At 60.7% G+C, this 25757-nt stretch carries 25 protein-coding genes and 1 tRNA gene; 19 read left to right on the top strand and 7 right to left on the bottom strand.

What is annotated here, in order from left to right:
* The first annotated feature begins 2 nt into the window (after positions 1-2).
* Genes ACJ8J1_RS16430 through rbsK form a run of 6 tightly spaced genes read left to right on the top strand, consistent with a single transcriptional unit; the run spans position 3 to position 6088 of the window.
* Positions 3-1520, top strand: a complete 1518-nt coding sequence (locus ACJ8J1_RS16430) for a sugar ABC transporter ATP-binding protein (protein WP_033644760.1) — start codon at positions 3-5, stop codon at positions 1518-1520.
* Complete coding sequence (locus ACJ8J1_RS16425) at positions 1513-2499, top strand: ABC transporter permease (RefSeq protein ID WP_033644761.1); 987 nt, start codon at positions 1513-1515, stop codon at positions 2497-2499. The genes ACJ8J1_RS16430 and ACJ8J1_RS16425 overlap by 8 nt, the downstream gene beginning before the upstream one ends.
* A 10-nt stretch (positions 2500-2509) precedes the next feature.
* Positions 2510-3544: an ABC transporter permease gene (locus ACJ8J1_RS16420; protein WP_033644763.1), complete on the top strand. Its 1035-nt coding sequence runs from the start codon at positions 2510-2512 to the stop codon at positions 3542-3544.
* Between the two features lie 30 nt (positions 3545-3574).
* Positions 3575-4246 (top strand): D-allulose 6-phosphate 3-epimerase, encoded by a 672-nt coding sequence (gene alsE / locus ACJ8J1_RS16415; RefSeq protein WP_033644765.1) that lies wholly within the window; start codon positions 3575-3577, stop codon positions 4244-4246.
* Positions 4247-4256: 10 nt separating this feature from the next.
* A complete protein-coding gene (gene alsK, locus ACJ8J1_RS16410; RefSeq protein WP_033644767.1) occupies positions 4257-5165 on the top strand; it encodes an allose kinase in 909 nt (302 codons plus the stop codon).
* Positions 5162-6088 (top strand): ribokinase, encoded by a 927-nt coding sequence (rbsK, locus tag ACJ8J1_RS16405; protein ID WP_033644768.1) that lies wholly within the window; start codon positions 5162-5164, stop codon positions 6086-6088. The genes alsK and rbsK overlap by 4 nt, the downstream gene beginning before the upstream one ends.
* A gap of 40 nt (positions 6089-6128) precedes the next feature.
* Here the strand turns inward: rbsK and ACJ8J1_RS16400 are convergent, their stop codons facing one another.
* Positions 6129-6737, bottom strand: a complete 609-nt coding sequence (locus ACJ8J1_RS16400) for an HD domain-containing protein (protein WP_033644771.1) — start codon at positions 6735-6737, stop codon at positions 6129-6131.
* A gap of 183 nt (positions 6738-6920) precedes the next feature.
* Between ACJ8J1_RS16400 and trhA the strand changes: the two genes are divergently transcribed.
* Positions 6921-7595, top strand: a complete 675-nt coding sequence (gene trhA, locus ACJ8J1_RS16395; protein WP_033644772.1) for a PAQR family membrane homeostasis protein TrhA — start codon at positions 6921-6923, stop codon at positions 7593-7595.
* Positions 7596-7745: 150 nt separating this feature from the next.
* Positions 7746-8243: a DUF2165 family protein gene (locus ACJ8J1_RS16390; protein ID WP_033644774.1), complete on the top strand. Its 498-nt coding sequence runs from the start codon at positions 7746-7748 to the stop codon at positions 8241-8243.
* A gap of 38 nt (positions 8244-8281) precedes the next feature.
* Here the strand turns inward: ACJ8J1_RS16390 and ygfZ are convergent, their stop codons facing one another.
* A complete protein-coding gene (gene ygfZ / locus ACJ8J1_RS16385; RefSeq protein ID WP_033644775.1) occupies positions 8282-9274 on the bottom strand; it encodes a tRNA-modifying protein YgfZ in 993 nt (330 codons plus the stop codon).
* A 320-nt stretch (positions 9275-9594) separates the two neighbouring features.
* Here ygfZ and sdhE point away from each other — a divergent pair, with 320 nt between their 5' ends.
* From sdhE to creD, 5 genes are all read left to right on the top strand, one after another.
* Positions 9595-9861: an FAD assembly factor SdhE gene (gene sdhE, locus ACJ8J1_RS16380; protein WP_019455657.1), complete on the top strand. Its 267-nt coding sequence runs from the start codon at positions 9595-9597 to the stop codon at positions 9859-9861.
* Positions 9842-10264 (top strand): protein YgfX, encoded by a 423-nt coding sequence (locus ACJ8J1_RS16375; RefSeq protein WP_033644776.1) that lies wholly within the window; start codon positions 9842-9844, stop codon positions 10262-10264. Before sdhE ends, ACJ8J1_RS16375 begins: the two co-directional genes overlap by 20 nt.
* A complete protein-coding gene (gene creB / locus ACJ8J1_RS16370) occupies positions 10264-10959 on the top strand; it encodes a two-component system response regulator CreB (protein WP_033644777.1) in 696 nt (231 codons plus the stop codon). Before ACJ8J1_RS16375 ends, creB begins: the two co-directional genes overlap by 1 nt.
* Positions 10956-12374 (top strand): two-component system sensor histidine kinase CreC, encoded by a 1419-nt coding sequence (gene creC / locus ACJ8J1_RS16365; protein WP_033644779.1) that lies wholly within the window; start codon positions 10956-10958, stop codon positions 12372-12374. The genes creB and creC overlap by 4 nt, the downstream gene beginning before the upstream one ends.
* Before the next feature lie 80 nt (positions 12375-12454).
* Entirely contained in the window at positions 12455-13819 is a 1365-nt protein-coding gene (creD, locus tag ACJ8J1_RS16360) for a cell envelope integrity protein CreD (RefSeq protein WP_033644780.1), read from the top strand.
* 37 nt (positions 13820-13856) lie between these two features.
* Here the strand turns inward: creD and fldB are convergent, their stop codons facing one another.
* Entirely contained in the window at positions 13857-14375 is a 519-nt protein-coding gene (fldB, locus tag ACJ8J1_RS16355; RefSeq protein WP_033635825.1) for a flavodoxin FldB, read from the bottom strand.
* Between the two features lie 106 nt (positions 14376-14481).
* Between fldB and xerD the strand changes: the two genes are divergently transcribed.
* From xerD to ACJ8J1_RS16325, 6 genes are all read left to right on the top strand, one after another.
* Positions 14482-15381 carry a site-specific tyrosine recombinase XerD gene (xerD, locus tag ACJ8J1_RS16350; protein WP_033644935.1) on the top strand — a complete coding sequence of 300 codons (900 nt, stop codon included), beginning with the start codon at positions 14482-14484 and terminating at the stop codon, positions 15379-15381.
* Positions 15382-15407: 26 nt separating this feature from the next.
* Positions 15408-16124: a bifunctional protein-disulfide isomerase/oxidoreductase DsbC gene (dsbC, locus tag ACJ8J1_RS16345; protein ID WP_033644784.1), complete on the top strand. Its 717-nt coding sequence runs from the start codon at positions 15408-15410 to the stop codon at positions 16122-16124.
* Between the two features lie 6 nt (positions 16125-16130).
* Entirely contained in the window at positions 16131-17864 is a 1734-nt protein-coding gene (gene recJ / locus ACJ8J1_RS16340; RefSeq protein WP_033639478.1) for a single-stranded-DNA-specific exonuclease RecJ, read from the top strand.
* Positions 17865-18032: 168 nt separating this feature from the next.
* A protein-coding gene (gene prfB, locus ACJ8J1_RS16335; protein WP_099783420.1) for a peptide chain release factor 2 occupies positions 18033-19131 on the top strand; the annotation gives its coding sequence in 2 pieces (ribosomal slippage) (positions 18033-18107 and positions 18109-19131; 1098 coding nt in all).
* 9 nt (positions 19132-19140) lie between these two features.
* Positions 19141-20658: a lysine--tRNA ligase gene (lysS, locus tag ACJ8J1_RS16330; protein WP_004931697.1), complete on the top strand. Its 1518-nt coding sequence runs from the start codon at positions 19141-19143 to the stop codon at positions 20656-20658.
* Positions 20659-20805: 147 nt separating this feature from the next.
* Positions 20806-20879: transfer RNA gene (locus ACJ8J1_RS16325), tRNA-Gly, on the top strand.
* A 167-nt stretch (positions 20880-21046) separates the two neighbouring features.
* On the opposite strand, the gene ACJ8J1_RS16320 is transcribed toward ACJ8J1_RS16325, so the two are convergent.
* The 4 genes from ACJ8J1_RS16320 to ACJ8J1_RS16305 all read right to left on the bottom strand — a co-directional run bounded on the left by ACJ8J1_RS16320 (position 21047) and on the right by ACJ8J1_RS16305 (position 25549).
* Entirely contained in the window at positions 21047-23044 is a 1998-nt protein-coding gene (locus ACJ8J1_RS16320) for a BCCT family transporter (RefSeq protein WP_033644786.1), read from the bottom strand.
* 164 nt (positions 23045-23208) lie between these two features.
* Complete coding sequence (locus ACJ8J1_RS16315) at positions 23209-23556, bottom strand: hypothetical protein (RefSeq protein ID WP_052752701.1); 348 nt, start codon at positions 23554-23556, stop codon at positions 23209-23211.
* Positions 23557-23705: 149 nt separating this feature from the next.
* The gene (locus ACJ8J1_RS16310) at positions 23706-24938 is read right to left on the bottom strand and encodes a cysteine desulfurase-like protein (RefSeq protein ID WP_033644787.1); all 1233 of its coding nucleotides are present in this window, start codon (positions 24936-24938) and stop codon (positions 23706-23708) included.
* Entirely contained in the window at positions 24935-25549 is a 615-nt protein-coding gene (locus tag ACJ8J1_RS16305; RefSeq protein WP_223524591.1) for a 2OG-Fe dioxygenase family protein, read from the bottom strand. The genes ACJ8J1_RS16310 and ACJ8J1_RS16305 overlap by 4 nt, the downstream gene beginning before the upstream one ends.
* Positions 25550-25757 lie beyond the last annotated feature (208 nt).

Here is a 25757-nt window from a genome sequence, read left to right as displayed (position 1 = left end):
TCATGGCGATTTCCGGCAATACGGCAACGCGGGGCGCGCCGCTGATCGAACTGCAACAGCTGTCGATGACCTTCGGCGGGCAGCGCGCGCTGAACGATATTTCATTGGCGCTGATGCCGGGGGAGGTGCACTGCCTGGCCGGCACCAATGGCTGCGGCAAGAGTACGTTGATCAAGGCGATCGCCGGCGTGTATCAACCGGATGACGGCAGCCGCATTACCTTCGATGGGCAAACCTTCGGCCGGCTATCGCCGGATCAGGCGCGCGCCTTCGGCATTCAGGTGATCTATCAGGATCTGTCGCTGTTTCCCAACCTGACGGTGGCGGAAAACATCGCCTTTGAGCACAACCTGCACGGGCTATTGGGATGGCACCGCCCGGCGAGGCTGCGGCGCACCGCCGAGCGCCTGCTGCAGGAGCTGAATTTCAATCTCGATCTCGACAAACCGGTAGCGGAACTGCCGATCGCCCAGCGCCAGCAGGTGGCGATTTGCCGCGCGCTGGTGGCGCAGGCACGGCTGGTGATCATGGATGAACCGACCGCCTCGCTGACCCGCACCGAGGTCAATCAGCTGCTGCGCACGGTGGATTATTTGAAAGCGCAGGGCATCTGCGTGGTGTTCGTCAGCCATCGGCTGGACGAGGTGCTGGAGATCTCCGATCGCGTCACGGTGATCCGCGACGGCAACAAGATCGGCACCTGGCCGGCGGCGGAGATCACCGGCGATCGCCTGACCGAATTGATGACCGGCCTGACGCTGGACTATCGCCTGAAGTCACCGAGCATGAATAAGGATCGGGTGATGCTGGAGGCGGATCGTCTCAGCCGCGCCGGGCAGTATCACGATGTCAGCTTCCGCCTGCATCAGGGCGAGGTGCTCGGGCTGTGCGGACTGCTCGGCTCCGGGCGCACCGAGCTGGCGCTGAGCCTGTTCGGCATGACCCGGCCGGACAGCGGCAAGCTTTACCTCGACAGCAAACCGGTGCGCTTTCGCGGCCATGAGGACGCGATCAGGGCCGGCATCGGTTATGTCTCGGAGGATCGCCTGACGCTGGGGCTGGTGCAGCAACAGTCGGTGGCGGACAACGCGGTGCTGACCATTCTCGATAAGCTGCGCGGGCGTTTTCGCCTGATCGACGATTACCGCAAGAATCGCATCGTCGCGGAGTGGATCGCCAAACTCGGCGTGCGGGTGGCGGATCCGGATCAGGCGGTTTCGACGCTGTCCGGCGGTAATCAGCAAAAGATCGTGCTGGCCAAGTGGGTGCTGACCCAACCGCGGATCCTGATCCTCGACTCGCCGACCGTCGGTGTCGACGTCGGCGCCAAGGCCAGCATCTACCAACTGATCCATCTGCTGGCGCAGGAGGGGATCGCGATTCTGCTGATCTCCGACGAGGTGCCCGAGGTGTATTACAACTGCGATCGGGTGCTGCACTTCAGCGGCGGCAGCGTGATCGGCGAGTACCTGCCGGAGCAGGTGAGCCAGCAGCAGCTGGCGGAGGCGGTTAATGCGTAGATTCAGCCTGAAACCGCGCGGCAACGAAGGCTACCTGACCTGGGTGCTGCTGCTGACGGTCATCGTTTTTTCGCTGCTCAGCGATCGGTTTTTGACGATGCAAAACCTGCTCGATCTCAGCGAAAGCTATGCGGTGAGCGGCATTTTCGCCCTCGGCCTGTTCGTGGTGCTGGTGACCGGCGGTATCGATATCTCCTTCGCGGCGGTGGCCTCGGTGGTGCAGTACCTGATCGCCACGCTGGCGACCCACTACGGGCTGGCCAGCCCGGCGGGCAGCATTTTGCTGGCGTTGGCGATCGGCGCCGCGCTGGGCATGGTCAACGCGCTGTTGATCTACTGCCTGCGCATCGTCTCGATCATCGTCACCATCAGTATGCAGGCGTTGTTGTTCGGCATGCTGATGTGGCTGACCAACGGCCGCAGTCTGTACGCGCTGCCGGACTGGTGGACGCTGCCGCGCAGCGTGCTGCCGTTTCAGCTGGGTGAACAGAGCTATCAGCTCGGTTTGCCGACGTTGGTGATGCTGGCGGTGGCGCTGCTGACCTGGCTGCTGCTGAACAAAACGCACCTCGGGCGCCAGCTGTTTGCCGTGGGCGGGGATGCGGAATCGGCGCGGCGCATCGGCATTCGCGTCGGCCTGCTGCATCTGTTCGCCTATGGCTATCTGGGCGCGATGGCGGCGATCGGCGGTCTGGTGCAGGTGTATCGCATGGGGGAAGTGGTGCCCAACGCGCTGGTGGGCGGCGAGCTCGACGTGCTGGCGGCGGCGGTGCTGGGTGGCGCCAGCCTGAACGGCGGCAAGGGCAGCGTTGTCGGTACGCTGATGGGCGTGTTCCTGATCGGCGTGCTGAAAAACGGCCTTAACCTGATCGGCGTGTCCAGCTACTTCATGAACGTGGTGATCGGTCTGGTGATCGTCGCGGCGATCACCGTCACTCACTACAAGAAACGCAAAGAAACCGACGTTGGTTTCGCCTGAGGAGCGCTTGATGGGCAACAACCTGAAATTTCGTCTGGACGGGGCCGCCGTCGGTTTGCTGGCCTTGCTGCTGGCGGTGGTACTCGCCTTCAGCCTGCTGATGCCGGGGCGCTTCTTCAGCGGCGCCACCTTCACCAGCGTGGCCTTCCAACTGCCGGAACTGGGCCTGCTGACGCTGGCGATGTTCATTCCGATCCTCAGCGGCGGCCTGAACCTGTGCATTATCGCCAGCGCCAACCTGACCAGCCTGCTGATGGCCTGGCTGTTCATCAGCTACCTGCCGGCGGACGCCGGGCTGGGCTTGCAGGCGCTGTGGCTGGCCTTGGCGCTGGCGGCGGCGATGCTGCTGGCCGGGCTTATCGGCGCGGCGACCGGCGCACTGGTGGCCTACGTCGGCGCGCACCCGATTTTGGTGACGCTGGCCACCATGACCACGGTCAACGGCATCGGCATCTACCTGACGCGCGGCGCAGCCCTGAGCGGCATGCCGGAGATCGTGCGGTTTATCGGCGCCGAGAGCGTGCTGGGCGTGCCGGTGCCACTGTGGATCTTCCTGGCGGTCGCCGCCTTGCTGGCGCTGTTCCTGCAGAAAACCCGGCTCGGCAAATGCATCTACATGAGCGGCAGCAACATCAACGCCACCCACTTCAGCGGCGTGAATACTCATCGGGTGCTGATCGCCATTTACACCCTCTCCAGCCTGCTGTGCGTCATTGCCGGGCTGGTGATGATGGCGCGCTTCAACTCGGCGCGCATGGGCTACGGCGACTCTTACCTGCTGCTCACGGTGCTGGCGATCATTCTGGGCGGCACCGATCCGTTCGGCGGTTTTGGCCGGGTCAGCGGCGTGGTGCTGGCGCTGATCGTGCTGCAGGTGATCGCGACCGGTCTGAACCTGATGAACGTCAGCCCGCATTTCAGTCTGGCGATGTGGGGCGCCGTGCTGATCGCGGTGCTGGCGCTGAAGTTTTTCCGGCATCGCTATCGGCAGCGGCGGGCGATGCGCCGCAGCGCGGCCCAGGCCAGAACTGCGGCGGGCCATTGATCCTTTTCCCTTTTGTGCAGGATAACGCTAATGAAATACCAGATTTCGCCTTCACTGATGTGCATGAACCTGATGGATATCCGCCAACAGTTGGCGGTGCTGAACCGCCGCGCCGATATGCTGCATATCGACATCATGGACGGGCATTACGTTAAAAACATCACGCTGTCGCCGTTCTTTATCGAACAGATCCGCCCGCACACTTCGTTGTTGCTGGATGTGCATCTGATGGTGGAGAACCCGACCGACTTTATCGAGCCAATCGCCCGCGCCGGCGCGGACTTTATCTGCCCGCACGCTGAAACCATCAACCGCGACGCGTTTCGGGTGATCAATCAAATCCGCGCGCTGGGCAAAAAAGTGGGGGTGGTGCTGAACCCGGCCACGCCGGTGGAGTTTATTCGTCACTACCTTCACCTGCTGGACAAGGTCACCGTCATGACCGTCGATCCGGGCTATGCCGGGCAGCCATTCATTCCCGAAATGCTGGAAAAGATCCGCCAATTGCGCGACCTGAAAAGCCAACAAAATCTGCGCTATCTGATCGAGATCGACGGATCCTGCAACCAGCGCACTTACCGCGATCTGATGGGCGCCGGTGCAGAAGTGTTGATCGTCGGCAGCTCCGGGCTGTTCAATCTCGATCCGGATCTGGAGACGGCATGGGAAAAAATGCTGGATCAGATGCGGCAGGCGGCCTGAGGCGGGGGACATGATGCGGTATTTTCTTGGCGTTGACGTCGGCGGCACCAATACCCGCCTGCTGTTGATGGATGATGAAGGTGAATTCAGCGGTTACCGCAAGATAGCGACCGCCGACTGGGCGCGGCAGGCCGATCCGCTGGCGGCGTTGGGCCGGCTGATCGCCGGGCATTGCCAAGATCGTCAGGTGGCGCAGGTGATGCTGGGGCTGCCGGGGATCCTCAGCCGCGATCGCTCGCGGGTGCTGTCGCTGCCGTTTATCCCGGCGCTGGACGCTCAGCCGGTGGCGGCGTTGTTGGCCGATTTGCTGGCGCTGCCGGTGCGAATGGACAAGGACGTCAATCATCTGCTGTGGTGGGATCTGCAGCAGCTGCCGGCGTTGCCGCAGGTGGCGGTCGGGCTGTATCTGGGCACCGGCATGGGCAACAGCCTATGGCTGAACGGCGATTTTTACCACGGCGCGCACGGCGCCGCCGGCGAGCTGGGGCACATTCCCTGGCCGGGCCATCAGGGCGAATGCCCGTGCGGTAAACGGGGCTGCGTCGAGAGTCTGACGTCCGGTCACTGGCTAACTGGCTGGGCGCGCGCCAACGCGGCGCAAACGCCGTTCGACCGGTTGTTCGAACGCCACGGCGATCATCCGGAGCTGCAGCGCTTCGTCGAGCGATTGGCGCAGACCATCGCCGTCGAAATGAACGTGATCGACCCCCAGCGCCTGATCCTGGGCGGCGGCGTGATCACCATGCGCGGTTTTCCGCTGGCGCGGCTGGAGCAGGAGATCCGCCGTCATCTGCGCGCGCCGCAGCCGGCGCAGGGGCTGACGATCTCCGTCAGCCGCCTCAGCGATGAAACCGGCAGCAAAGGCGCCTGTCTGGCCGCCCGGCGCCACCTCCAATTGAGCAGGGAGTACCAGCAATGAAAGGCAAAGTCTGCGTGTTTGGTTCGTTCAACCTGGATATCGTCGCCGGCATGGCGCGCTTTCCGCAGCCCGGCGAATCGCTGATCGCCCGTAACAGCATGATGGGCGCGGGCGGCAAGGGCGCCAACCAGGCGACCGCCGCGCTGCGCGCCGGGGCGCGGGTGCATTATATCGGCAAGGTGGGGCGCGACGACTTCGGCACCTTCGCCCGGCGCCACCTCGCCGCCGCCGGTTTCGATGCGGTGACGCTGTTCTCTACCGGCGATTGCCCCACCGGCAATGCGCTTATCTACGTTGCCGGCGAGGATGCGGAAAACATGATCGCCGTCGATCCCGGCGCCAACCTGACGGTCAGCGAAGACGAGGTGCGTCAGTGCCGGCCGGCGATCGCCGCGGCGGATATTCTACTGACTCAATTGGAGAACAACCTGCCGGCGATCGAGCAGGTGATCGCCATTGCCCGCGAAGCGCAAACGTTCATCATACTCAACCCGGCGCCGTTTCAGCCGGTGCCGGACAGCCTGTTGGCGCAGGTCGATCTGCTGACGCCCAACGCCACCGAGTGCACGTTGCTGACCGGCGTGCCGGTGCGCGATGTGGCTTCGGCGCGCCAGGCGGCGCAGGTGTTGCACGCCAAGGGCATTCGTTTGCTGATCGTGACGTTGGGCACGCAAGGGGCGTTGTTCTCGGACGGGGAAAACAGCGAACTGATCCCGGCGTTTCCGGCACAGCCGAAAGACACCACCGGCGCGGGCGATGCGTTTAACGGCGCCCTGGCGGCGCAGCTGGCGAATCAGGTGCCGTTAGCCGAGGCGGTGCGCTTTGCCGCCGCCTATGCGGCGGTCTGCGTGGAGCGCGCCGGTGCGGCGGGATCGATGCCGAGCTATGAGGAGGCGTTGGAACGCCAACGGACGTTCGCGTGACGATAACGGGCTGCGGCGCGGAGGCGGCAGCCCGGTTCCCTTATTTCAACCAGCCTTTGCGCTGCGCGTCCCGCAGATGTTGCTCCAGGTGGCGCCACAGCTCGGGATGCACGTCGGCGATCGCCGCATTGCGCGACAGTACCTGCTCCAGGCTGATGCCGTTTTCCACCCAGCTCTGGCCTTCGTTGTGCAGGTTCATCAGCATCGGCATGGTGCGATCCAGCAGCAAGGCGAAGCGGGCATCGGCGCTTTCGCCCTCTTCATACTCCTGCCATAAAGCGGTGAAATACTCGCGCTGTGTCTGCGGCAACATGCCGAACAGACGACGTGCCGCCGCCACTTCCTGATCGTGGATCGCCGCGCGGGCGGCCAGATCGTAGACCAGCACGTCACCGGCGTCGATTTCCACGATGTCATGCAGCAGCGCCATCTGGATCACGCGCTGAATGTCTACGTCATCACCGGCGTACGGGGCCAGGCTCATGGCGGCGATGGCGAAGTGCCAACTGTGTTCGGCGGAGTTTTCCTGGCGCTGGGTGCCCAGCACTTTGGTGCGGCGTTGCACGCCTTTCAACTTATCGATTTCCATCAGGAACTGGATGGCCTGGGTCATTGAACCGAAATCTAACGCGGGTACAGCGGATGACATGGTGTAAACCTCAAGGTGGGTGGGTTGAAGCCTGACGATTGTAGACCACCGGGCAGGGGATTTCGATGGTTACACGCGTTCACATTTTTATTTTAGCGTACACGTGTACACTGGAATTATTCTCAGTTAAGCTGCTTTGCGTTAATTTCGAACAAAGCAGGGCATTTTGAGGGGTTGCGCGTTATGGGGAAAACGGACGTAGTGAAAGCCGGGACCAATAAGATTGTCGCCGCGGCTTATCCGTGGGCGGAAGAGATCGCCAACAGCATCAGCCATGGCATCGGGCTGGTGTTCGGCATCGTCGGCCTGGTGTTGCTGTTGGTGCAGGCGGTGAATACCGGCGCCGATGCGACGGCCATCACCAGTTACAGCCTGTACGGCGGCAGTATGATCCTGCTGTTTCTCGCTTCCACGCTGTACCATGCGATTCCGCACCAGAAGGCCAAGCATTGGCTGAAAAAGTTCGATCACTGCGCCATTTATCTCCTGATTGCCGGCACTTACACGCCGTTTTTGCTGGTGGGGCTGGATTCGCCGCTGGCGAAGGGATTGATGGCCGTAATCTGGGGTTTGGCGCTGCTCGGCGTGCTGTTCAAACTGGCCTTCGCCCACCGTTTTGAAGCCCTGTCGTTGGTGACCTACCTGACGATGGGCTGGCTGTCGCTGATCGTGATTTATCAGTTGGTCACGCGGCTGGAGGCCGGCGGCGTCACGCTGCTGGCGATCGGCGGGGTGGTCTATACCCTGGGCGTGATTTTCTACGCTTCCAAGCGCATTCGCTTTGGCCACGCCATCTGGCACGGCTTCGTGCTCGGTGGCAGCGCCTGCCATTTCATGGCGATCTACCTGTACGTCTAAGCGTTGCCGCTACGTCTGAATGCGTATTGAACTGGCGCCTCTTTTGTTTTAAAAAAGAGGCGCTTGCTTCTTTCGGGTATCCAGCAAGCCCGTTCCTTCATTTCTGAGCCCGCATACCGTTTCTTTAACCTCTGTTCAGGACTCACCAAGATGATCGTTCGCTTATCCAAAGCGCTGCTGGTCTGCGCTATCGCCTTGTTCGCTTCGCTGGTCGCCTTCGGCAACATCACCGACTACGGCTCCAACTTCGCCTTTGTGCGCCATGTCTTTATGATGGACACGATTTTCCCCGACGCCACCATCGGCTATCGCTCGATACAGACGCCGTGGCTGCATCACGCCGGTTATATTTTCATCATCGCGCTGGAAAGCCTGACCGCGCTGCTGTGCTGGATCGGCGGCCTGCGACTGTTGGGCGGCCTGAAACTGCCCGCCAGGGCCTTCAACGGCCGCAAAAAGCTGGCGGTGGTCGGCCTGACGCTGGGCTTCCTCACCTGGCAGGTCGGTTTCATGTCGATAGGCGGCGAGTGGTTCGGCATGTGGATGTCGAAGCAGTGGAACGGCGTTCCCGATGCCTTTCGTTTCTTCATCACCATCATTTTGGTGCTGATTTATCTGGTGCAGCGCGACGGGGAGTTGGACGAGTAACGAAGATGGCCGCAGGCAGGGCGCCTGCGGCCGACGGATTATTTCTCTTCGGCCAGCGAGTAGGGCAACGGTTTGATCGCCAACTGGCTGGCGGCATCGTCGCGTACCCGCAGCTTGCTGTCGGCGTCCAAATCGTTGTTCATCACCACCTGCACCCACAGCGTGCCGTCGGCCAATTGGCTCGACGCCAGTACGGTGCCGGTGCGGCGCCAGTTTTCACCCAGCTGCAGCTCCAGATCTTCCGCCGCCTGCGGGGCGCGAGCGGCTTTACCTTCCAGCCAGTAGAGCGCGCGTTTGTTGGCGCCGCGGAATTTGGCGCGCGCCACCATCTCCTGGCCGGTATAGCAGCCCTTGCTGAAGCTGATGCCTTCCAGCGCCTGCAGGTTGGTGGCCTGCGGGATCAGCTGCGCGCTGTTGGCGGCGTCGATAATCGGATAACCGGCTTCGATCTCCAGCGCCAGCCACTGGCTGCTGTCATTCAGTTCCGCCTGATCATGCAGTTTGCCGATCAGCTGTTCGGCCACGGCGGGGCGGGTCACCAGCAGAAAACGTTCCGCCGGCGCAGCGAAGTGCAGCAGCGTGGTTTCGCCTTCCTGCACCACCGGGTGCTCGACGCTCGGCAGCGTGGCGAACAGGCCCGCCAGCGCGGCGCGCGCCTGGAAACCGGCGACCCCCAGCAATACCGCGTCATTATCGGCGGCGATGGTGACTTTGGAAAACACCGCATATTTTTTGATTTCAGCCAGTTGGCTGTCCAGCACGCTGCGGCGCTCCAGATAGGCGAAGCCTTCGCCACGGTGGAACAGACGCAGGTTGCTCCACATTTTGCCCTTGGCGTCGCAGTGGGCGCACAGCACGTGTTGATCGGCCGCCAGCGCGTCGATGTCCGCCGTCACCTGGCCCTGGAGATATTTCACCGCGTCCGGCCCGTTCAGCGTCACCAGCGCCCAATCTTCCAGCGAGATCAGCGTCAGGGGCAGATGGGTGGAAGCGGAGGGCTGACGGGGTGGGAATGGAATGTTATGCGCCATAGTAAGTTCCTGCTCAACGTTTAGCTTACCTGAAGGGTATTGAACCCATGGTAAAAGAGGCGGCGGGCTTTGCAAACTGTTATTCGCGCCGTGGGGCCGGGGTGCGCTTTTTTTGGCATTTTGCGCTTTATTACGTTTTCCGCAGCAAAGCGCCTTCCCGGCGTGTATGTCAAATTGTTACTCTATAGGCTTGCGGCCTGGGTACCCTTGCAGACAGATCCCCGGCTGATGGAATTATATTGCGACGGCGTTGCCATACAGTGTGTCATTTGAACCCTGCGCTGGCGCTGCCGCGCTGAAAAGAGGTGAGTCATAACAACATGGATATTAACAACAAAGCACGTATTCACTGGGCTTGCCGTCGTGGCATGCGCGAGCTGGACATCTCCATCATGCCGTTCTTCGAATACGAATACGACAGCCTGAATGACGCGGACAAGGCGCTGTTCATCCGTCTGCTCGAGTGCGACGATCCCGATTTGTTCAACTGGCTGATGAATCATGGCGCGCCGCAGGACAGCGAGCTGCAAAGAATGGTGACCCTGATCCAAACGCGAAATAAAGATCGTGGCCCAGTGGCGATGTGATATCCGCATTTCCTGGCGCACCCAGCTGTTCTCTCTGTTGACCCACGGCGTTCTGATCCTGCTGATCCTGATTTCGCCCTGGCCGGAAGGCTTTGGTCCGCTCTGGCTGGTGTTGCTGACGCTGGTGGTGTTTCAGTGCATTCGCAGCCAGAAGCGCATCGCTGCGGTGCAGGGCGAGCTGCGGCTGCTGGCGGACCGGCGCTTCAGCTGGCACGGCCGCGAGTGGCGGCTGGCGAAAAAACCGTGGATGCCGGGTTACGGCATGCTGCTGACGCTGCAGCCGACGGAGGGCAAAAAGCGCCGCCGGCTGTGGCTGGCTTCCGACTGCATGAGCAAAGAGGAGTGGCGCCACCTGCGGCAGCTGTTGCTGTATCCGCCGGCGGGTGACGGCGAGGAGGCCTGATGAAACCCGTACTCTGGTTGGTGGAGGATGAACCCAGCATTGCCGATACGCTGGTTTACACGCTGGAGAGCGAAGGCTTCGAGGTGCGCTGGTTCGAACGCGCGGAACCGGCGTTGCAGGCGCTGGCGCAAGGCGCGCCCGCGCTCGCTATCCTCGATGTCGGTTTGCCGGATATCAACGGCTTTGAATTGTGTCGCCGCCTGCTGGCTCAGGCGGCTGACCTGCCGATTCTGTTTCTTACCGCCCGCAGTGATGAAGTAGATCGCCTGATCGGGCTGGAGATCGGCGCCGACGACTATGTCGCCAAGCCGTTCTCCCCTCGCGAGGTTAGCGCGCGAGTGCGCACCATTTTGCGCCGCCTGTATAAGCAGCAGCGCCTGCAACAGAGCGCCCGCTACCATTTCGGCGCTTTCACGCTCGACGAAGACGCGGCCACCATCTCCTACCATCAGCGGCCGCTGCCGCTGACCCGTTACGAATACCTGCTGCTGAAGACTCTGCTGTTGGCGCCCGGACGGGTGTTCTCGCGGCAGCAACTGATGGAAAGCGTTTGGGCGCAGGCGGAAGAAAGCCTGGATCGCACCGTCGATACCCACATTAAAACGCTGCGCGCCAAGCTGCGTGCGGTTGAGCCCGGTGAGCCGCCGATCCACACCCACCGCGGATTGGGCTACAGCGTGAGCCGCCAGCCATGAAAATTGGCCTGCGCCTGCTGCTGGGATATTTTCTGATCGTGGCGGTGGCCGGGTACTTCGTGCTGAGCATTTTCGTCCAGGAAGTGAAGCCCGGCGTGCGGCGCGCTACCGAAGGCACGCTGGTGGACACCGCCAACCTGCTGGCGCAGATCGCCCGTCAGGACATGCAGCGCGGCGATGCGGCGCATGGCCAACTGGCGCAGGCGTTCACGCAGCTGAACCAGCGGCCGATCGGCGCCAATATCTCCGGCATCCGCAAGGATCGCAGCGAATACCACGTCTATCTTACCGATGCCCAGGGGCGGGTTATCTTCGATTCTGCCGGCCGCGCGCAGGGGCAGGACTATTCGCGCTGGAATGACGTTTATCGGACGCTACGCGGTGAGTACGGCGCTCGCAGTACCCGCAGCGATCCAGAAGATGAAAACAGTTCGGTGATGTATGTGGCCGCGCCGGTGATAGAACAAGGGCGTATTATCGGCGTGCTCACCGTGGGCAAACCCAACAGCACCATGGCGCCGGTGATCAAACGCAGCGAACGGCGCATTCTGTGGGCCGGCGCGTTGCTGCTGGGGATTGCGCTGCTGATCGGCGCGGTATTCGTCTGGTGGATCAACCGTTCGATAGGCCGGCTGGTGCGTTATGCCGACGGGGTGGCGCAAGGGGAAATCGCGCCGCTGCCCAAAGTGGGCGGCCGGGAATTGACGCAGCTGGCGCAGGCGTTGGAGAGCATGCGGCTGAAGCTGGAAGGCAAAGCTTATATCGAACAGTATGCACATACCCTGACGCATGAGCTGAAAAGCCCGCTGGCGGCGATCAGGGGCGCGGCGGAGCTGTTGCAGGAACTGCCGCCGCCGGAGACCGCCCGGCGTTTTCTTACCAACATCGAGCAGCAAAGCGCACGCATCCAGCAGCTGGTGGACAAACTGCTGGTGCAGGCGCGGCTGGAGAGTCGGCCAGACATGGAGACCGCGCCCATCGCGATCGCGGCGCTGGTCAGCCAGACGATGGCGGGCAAAGAAGCGCAGGCGACGCAGCGCGGCGTCAAATTGCAACTGGAGGCGTTGGCGGAGGTGACGCTGAACGGCGATGCGTTGCTGATCAGCCAGGCGCTGACCAACCTGCTGGACAATGCGATCGACTTTACTCCGCCGGGCGGTTGCGTCAGCGTGCGAGGCGAACGGCGGGAACAGCATTACTGCATCAGCGTTTGCGATGACGGCAGCGGCATTCCGGACTATGCGCTCGATAAGGTGTTCGAGCGTTTTTATTCGCTGCCGCGCGCCGAACGGCCGAAAAGCAGCGGGCTGGGGCTGAACTTCGTGCAGGAGGTCGCCCGTCTGCATCATGGCGGCATTCACCTGTGCAACCGCCGGCCGCACGGGGTGGAAGCGACTTTCATGTTATCGCTGTAACTTCACCTTCCCTTCACATAACCACATTCTGATTTCACCTGCGGATTTTATCGTGGCCTCATAACCTACGAGGAGCGAGCATGATGAAATCGGTACTTTTCTGGAAAATAACCACGCTGCTGGGATTGATGGTAGTGATGTTGATCCCCATCGCCCAACTGATGAGCGTGATCGACGAGCGCAGCGGCTATCGGCAAAGCGTGGTCGGGCAGGTGAGCGAAAGCACCAGCGGGGCGCAGCGCGTGCTTGGCCCGTTGATTGTCATTCCCTATGTCGAACGCGAAGAGAAGAAAGACGAGAAAGGGCAAACGGTAGTGCAGCGGGTGCAGCATTACCGCTATTTGCTGCCTGAGTCGCTTCAGGTGCAGGGGGCGCCGAAAGTAGAGGTGCGCAAACTGGGTATTTATCAAACGCAGGTTTACCAGGGGCCGCTGAGTTTCAAGGTGCGTTTCGGCCAGCCGGAGCTGACGGATTTGCAACGCGCCAACGTGACCGTCGGCCAGCCGTTCCTGCTGGTGGCGCTGAGTGACTCTCGCGGCATCAAGAGCATTTCTCCGCTGGCAATGCCGCAGCCGGTGGCGTTTGAGCCGGGCACCGGCGTGGGAGCGTTGCGCCAGGGGATCCACGCCCCGCTGACGCTGGCGATGCTGCAACAAAAAGAGGGGCTGAACGCCGACTTCACCCTGACGTTGGCGGGCACCAGCAGCCTGTCGTTGGTGCCGCTGGGGCGCAGCAGCGAGCTGCAGCTGCAAAGCAACTGGCCGCATCCGAATTTCCTCGGCAACTTTCTGCCGGACGAACGCAAGGTGACGGAGCAGGGGTTTAGCGCTCGCTGGCGCAGCACCTGGTTTGCCAACAACATCAACAGTGCGTTCTATTACGACGATGGCATTATCGACGAGGACAAGCTGCCGGCCTTCAGCGCCAGCCTGGTCGAACCGGTCGATCATTATCAGCTGACCGAGCGCGCGGTCAAATACGCGCTGCTGTTTATCGGGCTGACGTTTATGGCATTTTTCCTGTTCGAAACCCTGACCGGGCTGCGGGTGCACCCGATTCAATATCTGTTGGTCGGCGCGGCGCTGGTATTGTTCTACCTGATTCTGCTGGCCTTCTCCGAACACCTGGGATTCGCTCTCGCTTACCTAGCTGCCAGCATCGCCTGCAGCGGACTGATCGGCTTCTATCTGAGCGCCGTACTGCGCGGCAAGCTGCGCGGTGCGCTGTTCGCCGCGAGCCTATTGCTGTTGTACGGCGTGCTCTATTTGCTGTTGCAGTCGGAGGACAATGCGTTGGTGCTGGGAGCAGGGCTGCTGTTCGCCATTCTGGCGGGCATTATGCTGTTGACGCGCAAACTGGACTGGTATCAGGTGGCTGATCCGGCGCGTTTGACCAAGGAAACGCCAGCTGCGGAAGACGAGCAACGCTTCCGTCTGTGGAAATAAGCGAGGGGGATCGGGCGCGCTACGCGCCCGATAGCGGCTACAGCAGCGGCTCCATCTCCAACAGGATCTGTTCGCACCATTGCTGCAGGCGCTCTTCGCTCAGGTCGTATTGGTTGACCTCATCGAGCGCCAGGCCGACGAAGTGTTTGCCGTCGGCGCTCAGCGGTTTGGGGCTGGTGAACTCGAAGCCCTCAGTTGGCCAGAAGCCGATGAACTGCACGCCCAGCGGCGCGATGTGATCGTGCAGCATACCCAGCGCGTCGAGGAACCACTCGCCGTAACCGAGCTGATCGCCCATGCCGTACATGGCGACGATCTTGCCTTTCAGATCCAGCGCCGGCAGCTGCGGCCAGATCGCTTCCCAGTCTTCCTGCAGTTCGCCGAAATCCCAGGTCGGGATGCCGAGGATGAGAATGGAATAGTCCTCCATCAGCTTGGGCGAGACGTCTTTCAGGTTGTGCAGGTCGACCAGGTCTTCACCCAGAATCTCACGGATTTTTTCTGCCGCCATCTCGGTGTAGCAGGTGCTGGAGCCGTAAAACAGACCAATCTTCATGTGTAAACCGTTACGTTGCTGTTTAGAGAATTGCAGCGAGTATACCTGATTTGCGTCGGCTTAAGGCATAATGGCGCGGGTGGAAATGCAACGAAGAGAGGACCGCGTGCAACAGCAAGACAATGCGCTGATTGAGCAATTCCTGGATGCGCTGTGGCTTGAGCGCAATCTGGCGGAAAATACGCTGGCCTCCTACCGGCTGGATTTGCAGGCCCTGGGCGCCTGGCTTGGCCAGCAAAACACCGACTTGCTGCAGGCGCAGGCCTTGGATCTGCAGGCGTTTCTCGCCGAGCGGGTGGACGGTGGCTACAAGGCCACCAGCTCTGCGCGCTTGCTGAGCGCCATGCGTCGCCTGTTTCAGTATCTGTACCGCGAAAAGCTGCGCGCCGACGATCCCACCGCGCAGCTGGCTTCCCCGAAGTTGCCGCAGCGTTTGCCGAAGGATCTGAGCGAGGCGCAGGTCGATGCGCTGCTGCAGGCGCCCTGCGTCGATCAGCCGCTGGAGCTGCGCGACAAGGCGATGCTCGAGGTGTTGTACGCGACCGGGCTGCGGGTCTCTGAGCTGGTGGGGTTGAACATCAGCGATGTCAGCCTGCGTCAGGGCGTGGTGCGGGTGATCGGCAAGGGCAACAAGGAGCGGCTGGTGCCGCTGGGCGAAGAAGCGGTCTACTGGATCGAAAATTATCTGGAGCACGGTCGCCCGTGGCTGGTCAACGGCCAGACGCTGGATGTGCTGTTCCCTAGCAACCGGTGTCAGCAAATGACCCGACAGACGTTCTGGCATCGCATCAAACACTATGCCATCCTTGCGGGCATCGACAGCGAGCGTCTGTCGCCGCACGTGTTGCGGCACGCGTTCGCCACCCATTTGCTGAACCATGGGGCCGATCTCCGTGTCGTACAGATGTTGTTAGGCCACAGCGATCTCTCGACCACGCAAATTTATACTCATGTAGCGACCGAACGACTGAAACAGCTACATCAACAGCATCACCCGCGCGCCTGAGCGGCGGGTTCGAAAGGATTGGAACAATGAAAAAAGGTTTAATGCTGCTCTCTCTGCTGGTGGCTTCGGTGGCCGGCGCCGCCCATGCCGATGACGCGGCGATCAAAAAAGCGCTCGCCAGCCTGGGCATTCAGCAGGCGGACGTGCAGCCTTCGCCGGTCAACGGCCTGAAAACCGTGCTGACCGACAGCGGCGTGCTGTACGCCTCCGAAGACGGCAAGCACATCCTGCAGGGCCCGCTGTTCGACGTCAGCGGCAAAGAGCCGGTCAACGTGACCAACCAACTGCTGAGCACCAAGATGGACGCGCTGAAAGATCAGATGATCGTTTACAAAGCGCCGAAAGAGAAACACGTGATCACCGTGTTCACCGATATCACCTGCGGTTACTGTCACAAACTGCATCAGCAGATGAAAGAGTACAACGATCTGGGCATTACCGTGCGTTACCTGGCGTTCCCGCGCCAGGGGCTGGCTTCCCAGGCTGAAAAAGACATGCAGTCGATCTGGTGCACCGCCGACAAGGCCAAGGCGTTCGACGCCGCCATGAAGGGCGACGCCGTTTCTCCGGCGACCTGCAAAACCGACATCAGCAAGCATTACGAGCTGGGCGTGCAGTTCGGCATTCAGGGCACGCCGGCCATCATCCTGGAAAACGGCATGATGATCCCGGGCTATCAGGGGCCGAAAGAGATGGCCGCCATGCTGGACGCGCATCAGGCCGCCACCAAAGCCGGTGGTTAATCGCCGGTGAGTATCAAAACGCAACTACGCCGCCGCCCGGCGGCGGACGACACGCATCTGCCTGCCAGTTTGCCGCCGCTTCTGCGTCGGCTTTACGCCCTGCGCGGCGTGCAGGCTGAGCAAGAGCTGGAGCGCGGCGTTAAGGGCATGCTGCCCTGGCAACAGCTGGACGGCATCGACGACGCCGTCAGCCTGTTGCAGCAAGCGCTGGCCGACGGTCGCCGCATCATGGTGGTGGGCGATTTCGACGCCGATGGCGCCACCAGCACCGCGCTGACGGTGCTGGCGCTGCGCAGCATGGGCGGCGCAGCCGTCGATTATCTGGTGCCTAACCGTTTCGAAGACGGTTACGGCCTGAGCCCCGAAGTGGTGGAGCAGGCGGCGGCGCGCGGCGCAGAACTCATTGTTACCGTCGATAACGGCATCTCCTCCCACGCCGGCGTCGACGTGGCGCACGCCAAAGGCATGCAGGTGCTGGTGACCGATCACCACCTGCCGGGCGAGACCCTGCCGGCGGCTGAAGCGATCGTTAACCCCAACCTGCGCGGCTGCGCCTTCCCGTCCAAATCGCTGGCGGGGGTAGGCGTGGCGTTCTACCTGATGCTGGCGCTGCGCGCCCGGCTGCGGGACAGCGGCTGGTTCGAGCAGCGCGCGCTGGCGATGCCGAATCTGGCGGAACTGCTGGATCTGGTGGCGCTCGGCACCGTGGCCGACGTGGTGCCGCTGGACGCCAACAACCGCATTCTGGTGTATCAGGGGTTAAACCGTATTCGCGCCGGCAAATGCCGACCGGGCATCCGCGCGCTGCTTGAGGTGGCCAACCGCGACGCCCGCCAACTGGCGGCCAACGATCTCGGTTTCGCCCTCGGCCCGCGGCTCAACGCCGCCGGCAGGCTGGACGACATGTCGATCGGTGTGGCGCTGCTGCTGAGCGACGACATCGCGCAGGCGCGCATGCTGGCCAACGATCTCGATGCGCTGAACCAGACGCGACGCGAGATAGAGCAGGGCATGCAGGTGGAAGCCCTGCAGCTGTGCGATCAGCTGGAGCGCACCAGCACCGAGCTGCCTTACGGGCTGGCGATGTATCATCCGGAATGGCATCAGGGCGTGGTGGGCATCCTCGCTTCGCGCATCAAAGAGCGTTTCCACCGTCCGGTGATCGCTTTCGCGCCGGCGGGCGACGGCATCCTGAAAGGCTCCGGCCGTTCGGTGCCCGGCTTGCACATGCGCGACGCGCTGGAGCGGCTGGATATGCTGAACCCCGGGCTGATGATGAAGTTCGGCGGCCACGCGATGGCGGCCGGGCTGTCGCTGGAAGAGGCTAAATTCGACGAGTTCCGCCAGCGTTTCGGCGAGCTGGTGGGCGAATGGCTCGATCCGGCGATGTTGGAAGGGGTGATCTGGTCCGATGGCGAACTGGCGATGCAGGAGCTGTCGTTGACGACGGCGGAGCTGCTGCGCGAGGGCGGCCCGTGGGGCCAGGCGTTCCCGGAACCGACCTTCGACGGCAAGTTCCGCATCCTGCAGCAGCGGTTGGTGGGTGAGAAACACCTGAAGCTGATGGTGGAACCGCTTGGCGGCGGCCCGTTGCTCGACGGCATCGCGTTCAACGTGGACACCACGCTGTGGCCGGACAGCAGCGTGCGCGAAGTGGAACTGGCCTACAAACTCGACGTCAACGAGTTTCGCGGCAACCGCAACGTGCAACTGCTGATCCAGCACCTTTGGCCGCGCTGAGGCGAAATTGAACACAACTCGGGGATTGGGCTCTCCAATCCCCGGCATCCTTCCCGATCGCCACAAAAACTGACCAACTCGCTATAAACTGCCGCCCGGATCCGTTAGAATTAGCGGTTCCAATGGCATTCCGCCATCGACGACATCAACGTAAAAGAACGCAAAACCATGTTTGAAATTAACCCGGTAAAAAACCGAATTCAGGACCTGTCCGAGCGGACTGCGGTTCTTAGGGGGTATCTTTGACTATGATGCCAAGAAGGAACGCCTAGAAGAAGTCAACGCCGAGCTGGAGCAGCCGGACGTTTGGAACGAACCGGAGCGCGCACAGGCGCTCGGCAAAGAGCGCGCCGCGCTGGAAGCCATCGTTGAAACCATCGATCACCTGCAGCAGGGCAGCGAAGACGTCAGCGGTCTGCTGGAACTGGCGGTGGAAGCCGACGATGAAGAGACCTTCAACGAAGCGGTCGCCGAACTCGATCAACTGATCGCCAAGCTCGAGCAGCTGGAATTCCGCCGCATGTTCTCTGGCGAATACGACAGCGCCGACTGCTATCTGGACATTCAGGCCGGCTCCGGCGGCACCGAAGCGCAAGACTGGGCCAGCATGCTGCTGCGCATGTACCTGCGCTGGGCCGAAGCCAAGGGCTTCAAGACCGAAGTGATCGAAGAGTCCGACGGCGACGTTGCGGGCCTGAAATCGGCCACCATCAAGATCATCGGCGACTACGCGTTCGGCTGGTTGCGCACTGAAACCGGCGTTCACCGCCTGGTGCGCAAGAGCCCGTTCGACTCCGGCGGCCGTCGCCACACCTCGTTCAGTTCGGTGTTCATCTACCCGGAAGTGGACGACGATATCGACATCGATATCAACCCGGCGGATCTGCGCATCGACGTGTACCGCGCCTCCGGTGCGGGCGGTCAGCACGTCAACAAAACCGAATCCGCCGTACGTATTACTCACCTGCCAACCAACATCGTGGTGCAGTGCCAGAACGATCGTTCTCAGCATAAGAACAAGGATCAAGCGTTTAAACAGCTGCGAGCCAAGCTGTACGAGTTTGAGATGCAAAAGAAAAATGCTGATAAACAGGCGATGGAAGACAACAAGTCCGACATCGGCTGGGGCAGCCAAATCCGTTCTTACGTGCTGGATGACTCCCGCATCAAGGATTTGCGCACCAACGTCGAAACGCGTAACACGCAGGCCGTACTGGATGGCGACCTGGATAAATTCATTGAGGCAAGTTTGAAAGCCGGGTTATGAGGAATAGAAATGTCTGAACAACAAGTACAGGGCGCCGATCAGGCGCTGGATCTCAATAACGAGCTGCAGTCCCGCCGCGAGAAACTGGCCGGCCTGCGTGAGAACGGCATTGCGTTCCCGAACGACTTCCGTCGCGACTCCACCTCCGACAAACTGCACGCCGCGTACGGCGATAAAGACAACGAAGAGCTGGAAGCGCTGGGCGTAGAAGTGACCGTCGCCGGCCGCATGATGACCCGCCGCATTATGGGCAAGGCATCCTTCGTTACGCTGCAGGACGTGGGCGGCCGCATTCAGCTGTACGTCGCGCGCGACGATCTGGCTGAAGGCGTGTACAACGAGCAGTTCAAGAAGTGGGACCTGGGCGATATCCTCGGCGCGCGCGGCAAGCTGTTCAAAACTAAGACCGGCGAACTGTCGATCCACTGCACCGAACTGCGTCTGCTGACCAAAGCGCTGCGTCCGCTGCCGGACAAATTCCACGGCCTGGCGGATCAGGAAACCCGTTACCGCCAGCGTTACCTGGATCTGATCGCCAACGAAGAATCGCGCAACACCTTCAAGGTGCGTTCTCAGGTGATGTCAGCTATCCGTAACTTCATGGTGGAACGCGGCTTCATGGAAGTCGAAACCCCGATGATGCAGGTGATCCCGGGCGGCGCGTCGGCGCGTCCGTTCATCACCCACCACAATGCGCTGGATATCGACATGTACCTGCGCATCGCGCCGGAACTGTATCTGAAGCGTCTGGTGGTCGGCGGCTTTGAGCGCGTGTTCGAAATCAACCGCAACTTCCGTAACGAAGGCGTTTCTCCGCGTCACAACCCAGAGTTCACCATGATGGAACTCTACATGGCTTACGCGGATTACAAAGACCTGATCGAGCTGACCGAGACGCTGTTCCGCACCCTGACCGAGAAAGTGCTGGGCACCTCTCAGGTGCAGTACGGCGACGAAGTGTTCGACTTCGGCAAGCCGTTCGAGAAGCTGACCATGACCGAGGCGATCAAGAAATACCGTCCGGAAACCGATCTGGCTGACCTGGCCGACATGGGCAAAGCGGTGGCCATCGCGGAATCCATCGGCATCAAGGTTGAGAAGAGCTGGGGCCTGGGCCGCGTCGTGACCGAGATCTTCGAAGAAGTGGCGGAAAGCCATCTGATTCAGCCGACCTTCATCACCGAGTACCCGGCTGAAGTGTCGCCGCTGGCGCGCCGCAACGACGTGAACCCGGAAATCACCGACCGCTTCGAGTTCTTCATCGGCGGCCGTGAAATCGGCAACGGCTTCTCCGAGCTGAACGACGCCGAAGACCAGGCGCAGCGCTTCGCCGATCAGGTGAACGCCAAAGACGCCGGCGACGACGAAGCGATGTTCTACGACGAAGACTACGTCACCGCGCTGGAGCACGGCCTGCCGCCGACCGCCGGTCTGGGCATCGGCATCGACCGCATGGTGATGCTGTTCACCAACAGCCACACCATCCGCGACGTGATTCTGTTCCCGGCGATGCGCCCGCAGAAATAATCGCGTTTAGCGTGCAACAACCGGTGCGGGCAACTGCGCCGGTTTTTTTTCGTCTGCAGGACTTAACCGCTTAAAACATCGACAGTTACGCGCCATCTCCGCTTGCCCGCCGCCGATAACCGGTTATAATGCCTGTCGCACACCAATGCGGGTGTAGTTCAATGGTAGAACGGCAGCTTCCCAAGCTGCATACGAGGGTTCGATTCCCTTCACCCGCTCCAGTACCCCCTCATAAAAGCATCCTGATTCTCCAAAACGTTACCCCAACCCAATCCTTTGCACATGTAAGCATTATTTCTGGTCGCCCGCCATCCCACCCGCATCATCAGCGCCGCAGGGAGGAAGGCAGGGCAAAAAAATGCCGCCCCTGGGGACGGCATGTCGGCATTCAGCGCACCAGATGCAAGAAATGCAGATGCTTTTCGTACTGGTCGAGAATATCGTTGATCAACTGCTCCTGATTCCAGCCCATGACATCGTAGTTCTGGCCGCCTTCTTTCAGGTAGATCTCCGCGCGATAATATTTGTGCTGCTCGGCTTGCTGTTCATCATTATCCAGCCCGGCCAGGGCGAAGGTCGGCGAGCTGTAGCCGCGCAGTCTGACTTCATAGATAAAGTTAAGCTCATCGCCTAAATCAACCTCGAAACGAATGCGATCTTCCGCGCCGGTGTTGATACTGCTGAGCGTGCCTTGCTTACTCAGCTCCTCCTGCACCAGCGTCATGGCCGACTGGATGACTTCGTCCATAAAGCGCTTAACCAGCGAGCGCTTTGGCAGATAAGCGATATTACGCAGCCTGCGCTGCCAGGGGATAGGATTGCGGGCGGCGGTAGGGGCGATGGTGGCCATATTCTGGCTGTCGCGCTTGGTCAGATCGCGACGCAGCGCCTTAAGCAAACCGTAAATGGATATCAGCAAGATGGCCGAGAAAGGCAGCGCGCTGGCGATGGTGACGGTTTGCAGCGCGCTGAGCCCCCCGGCGATCAGCAAGGCGATGGCGACGATGCCCATCAGCGACGCCCAGAAAATGCGTTGCCATACCGGCGTGTTGCTGGAGCCGCCCGAAGCCAGCGTATCCACGACCATGGCGCCGGAGTCGGCGGACGTGACAAAAAAGACGATAACCATCGCCATGGCGATAAACGAAAGTACGCTGGAGAATGGGAAATGCTCCAGGAAGTTAAACAACGCCAAGGCCACGTCTTGTTGTACCGTAGCGGCGAGATCTGTCGCGCCCTTTTCCATGATGAGGTAAATGGCGCTGTTGCCGAACACGGTCATCCACATGAGGGTGAAGCCGGCCGGGACGAACAGCACGCCCGTGACAAATTCGCGGATGGTTCGGCCGCGGGAAACCCGTGCGATGAACATCCCGACGAAAGGCGACCAGGAGAGCCACCACCCCCAGTAGAGCAGCGTCCATCCGCCTAGCCAGTTGCTGGATTTGGGTTCATAGGCATACAGGTTGAAGGTTTTGCTGACCAGCTCGGACAGATAGCCGCCGGTATTTTCCACAAAGGATTTCAACAGCAAAACGGTTGGCCCCAACAGCAAGACCAAGGCCAGGAGCAACAGCGCCAGGCTGAGGTTCAGCTCCGACAGAAAGCGTATGCCCTTCTCCAGCCCGGAAACCACGGAAATGGTGGCCAGCCCGGTAATCACCACGATTAATATCACCTGAACGGTTTCGTTGATTGGCACGCCAAACAGGTGGTTAAGCCCGGCGTTGACCTGCAATACGCCATAACCCAGCGAGGTCGCGACCCCGAATACGGTGCCGATGACGGCGAAGATATCGACGGCGTGGCCGATAGGGCCATAAATGCGATCGCCGATGATCGGATAAAGCGCGGAGCGCAGGGTCAACGGCAGGCCATGCCGATAGCTGAAGAAGGCCAGAATCAACGCCACGATGGCGTAGATCGCCCAGGCATGCAGCCCCCAGTGGAAAAAGGTCAGGCGCATGGCCTGTTTGGCCGCCTCGATGCTCTCGGGCGTGCCGACCGGCGGCGAGAGATAGTGCATAACCGGTTCTGCCACGCCGAAGAACATCAGACCAATGCCCATCCCCGCCGAAAACAGCATGGCAAACCAGGAGTGATAGCGAAAATCGGGTTGCGCATGATCGGGGCCAAGTTTGATGTCGCCGTAACGAGAAAGCCCCAGAAACGTCACGCTGAGCAATATGAGCGCCACGGCCAAAATATAAAACCAGCTGGCGTTGGTGAAGATTTGTTGCTGCAGAAGCTTGAAGTTTTTGTCAGCGACGTCGGGGAAAAAGGCGGCGAAGGCGACCAGAAGAAAAATGAGGACTGCAGAGGTGAAGAATACCGCTTTGTTGATATGGCTTTGCGGCTTATTTAAGGAGGTGTCTTTCTCACTCATAAATTGATTTATTCCATTTGTTTGATTATCGCCCTGAATGGAGGAAAGGTGGTGGCTGTAATATCGTAGCAAAATAGTCGGGCTGGCGCAGGAGTCCGACGCCGCTCTATAGAGCGGAATTACCGCTGTCTCTACGCGGTAATTCCGAATAATTCACGTTGCCGTTAGTTAAATAAAAAGGCCAATAACCCCGTCACCTTATTCTTATTTTCCCATCCCTCCAATTTCATGCAGGCATTAACGTGTTCTTTTCTGCGCATTTCATTGCGGTCCGAAGGAAAAACGACGCCGTGAGTATTGGGGATATCCGCGCCGTTGATATTCATGGAGGAGAATACAGGCGAGCGGGTGTCTAAAGACAGGCTCACGGGATAGCGTTGTTCGGCTTCTTGTCGGCAGCTTGCTCTGGCGGCTTCAAGGGGTGTCGGAGCCGCCGTTTGCGCTTCCCACTTTTCCGGCGTGGCGCAGGAAGACATCATCAACGCGGCGGTGATAACGGCATATTTTCTCAACGTTAAAATCCCTTTTCAAAAAAATCCCGCCTATTCTACCCAACCCCTCAAACAGGGGGAGCGTTATTCACGTTTAACGCCTCCGGCGAGACGCACGGCTATTCATGCGGTGTGGCCCGCCGGAAAACCGGGCGGGCCGTTATGGCGCATTAACCGAGGATCTCCTTGGCGAGTATTTCAAACAGCGTATCGATCTCATCAAGGGTGTTGTAGTGCATCATGCCGATGCGCAGCACGCCGCCGTCCTGCAGCCCCAGTTGCTGAATCAGGCCCAGCGCATAGAAATGTCCGCTACCGGCGCAGATGTTGTGGTGCCCCAGCCGTCGGGCGATCGCGTCGGGCGCCTGGCCGCTGAAGGTCAGGGCGAAGGTCGGCGTGCGGCGTGCGCTGTCCGCCTGCGGATTGCCGTAGAGCCGCACGCCGTCGAGTTGCTGCAGCCGTTGCAAAAAGTGGCGGCACAGCGCCTCTTCATGCCGGTGGTAGGCGGCGAAGCTCTCCTGCAAGCGCTGCCTTAACGGCGCGTCGGGCGTGCCCCACTGCGCCAAATACTCGATAGCGGCCGCGACGCCGGCCAGCGCTTCGAAGCTCTGCGTGCCGGTCTCGAAACGGCCGGGGCCGACGTCAGTGGCCGGCTCGACTTTGTACGGCCGCAGGCGCTGCAGCCACTGCGGTGCGATGTAGGCCATGCCGACGTGCGGGCCAAAGAATTTGTAGGCGGAGCACACCAGGAAGTCACATCCCAACGCCTGCACGTCGATCAGGTTATGCGGCGCGTAATGAACGGCGTCGACATACACCTGCGCGCCCACCCGATGCGCGGCTTCAACGATGGTTTTGATATCGACGATGCTGCCGGTGACGTTGGACGCGTAGCTGACCGCCACCAGACGCGTGTTGGCGTTGATGCGCGCGCACACTTTTGCCGCGTCGAGAGAACAATCGGCGCTCTCCAGCGCTATCTGATGCACCACGGCGCCTTTGTCGGCGGCGGCCTGCTGCCAGCTGGAGACGTTGGCGTAGTGATCCAGCGCGGTGACGATGACCTCATCGCCGTCCCGCCAATCGCGACTGATGATGCGGCTGAGATGAAAGGTCAGCGTGGTCATGTTCATGCCGAAGACGATGTTGTCGGGCGACGGTGCATTTAACAAGGCGCGCACCGATTCGCGCGCCTGGCCCATCACCTCGCCGGTAACCCGGCTGGAGAAATAGTGCCCGCCCAGGTTGGCGTTGTACTTCCCCAGGTAGTCGGTCATTTTTTCCAGCACGCCCCGGGAAACTTGCGCACCGCCGGGGCCGTCGAAAAAGATCGCCGGTTTGCCGTCGATCTGCCGGGACAGGGCGCTGAACTGGCGTCGGGCGAGCTCGGGGGTAAAGGTCATGCTTTCTCTCCCCGAGCGGTGAGGACGAAGAGATCCAGATAGCCTTCTTCATTCGGGCTTACGGTATTGATCGGCGTGGCGTTGTGCCACAGTTTACTGTCCGCCAACAGCACGGCTTCACCGTCGGCCAGCGCTTTTTTGAAGAAAGGATCGTGGCGGCTGTCGTCGTACAGCATGATTTCGCCGCCGACAATATTGTGGCGGTGAATGGCGATCATCGCGATATGGTCGAAACCGTCCTGGTGAATGCCTTCCGGCGCCACCAGCGTATCTTTTTGGATGGCGACCACGCGCATCTGGTGGATCTCTATCTCGGCGCCTTCCGGCAGTTCGTTATTTTCGGCAAACAGGTTGCACATCTCCGCCATGCCGGCGCTCTGCAGCACGGCGCTGTCGATAGGCTCGAAGCGGCGCACCACGTTGCCCTGGAAATGGTTGATCTGATCCGACTGCATGAAGGTACGCGGCCCCACTTCGGCGATGTTGGGGTTGAGGTATTTCACGACGGAATAACGGCGCAGGCGATATTTGCCGTCGGCATGTTGCGTGTGGGGCAAGGAAGAAAATGAGGGCATCAGCTCTTGGGTGGCTTGCGGGCTTAGTACAGTCATACTTATTACGTTTTCGTGTTTCTGTAACATAATCACCTCTAATAATAATAATTTCTGATGTTGTAGGGGGTAATTCGATTGAATTGTAGACGACTCTATAACCAACGCAATGTGGGGTTGGCGAGGTGTGATGGCGGTCGTAAAGTGGGGAGAGCGCAAAAAGATAACGTGGCGAAAAGTCGGCTGATGCGGCGGTGAAACGGCGCGG

This window comes from Serratia sp. CY37869 (assembly GCF_052168895.1).
Classification (GTDB): domain Bacteria; phylum Pseudomonadota; class Gammaproteobacteria; order Enterobacterales; family Enterobacteriaceae; genus Serratia; species Serratia ureilytica.
This window is presented reverse-complemented; position numbering and strand designations above follow the sequence as displayed.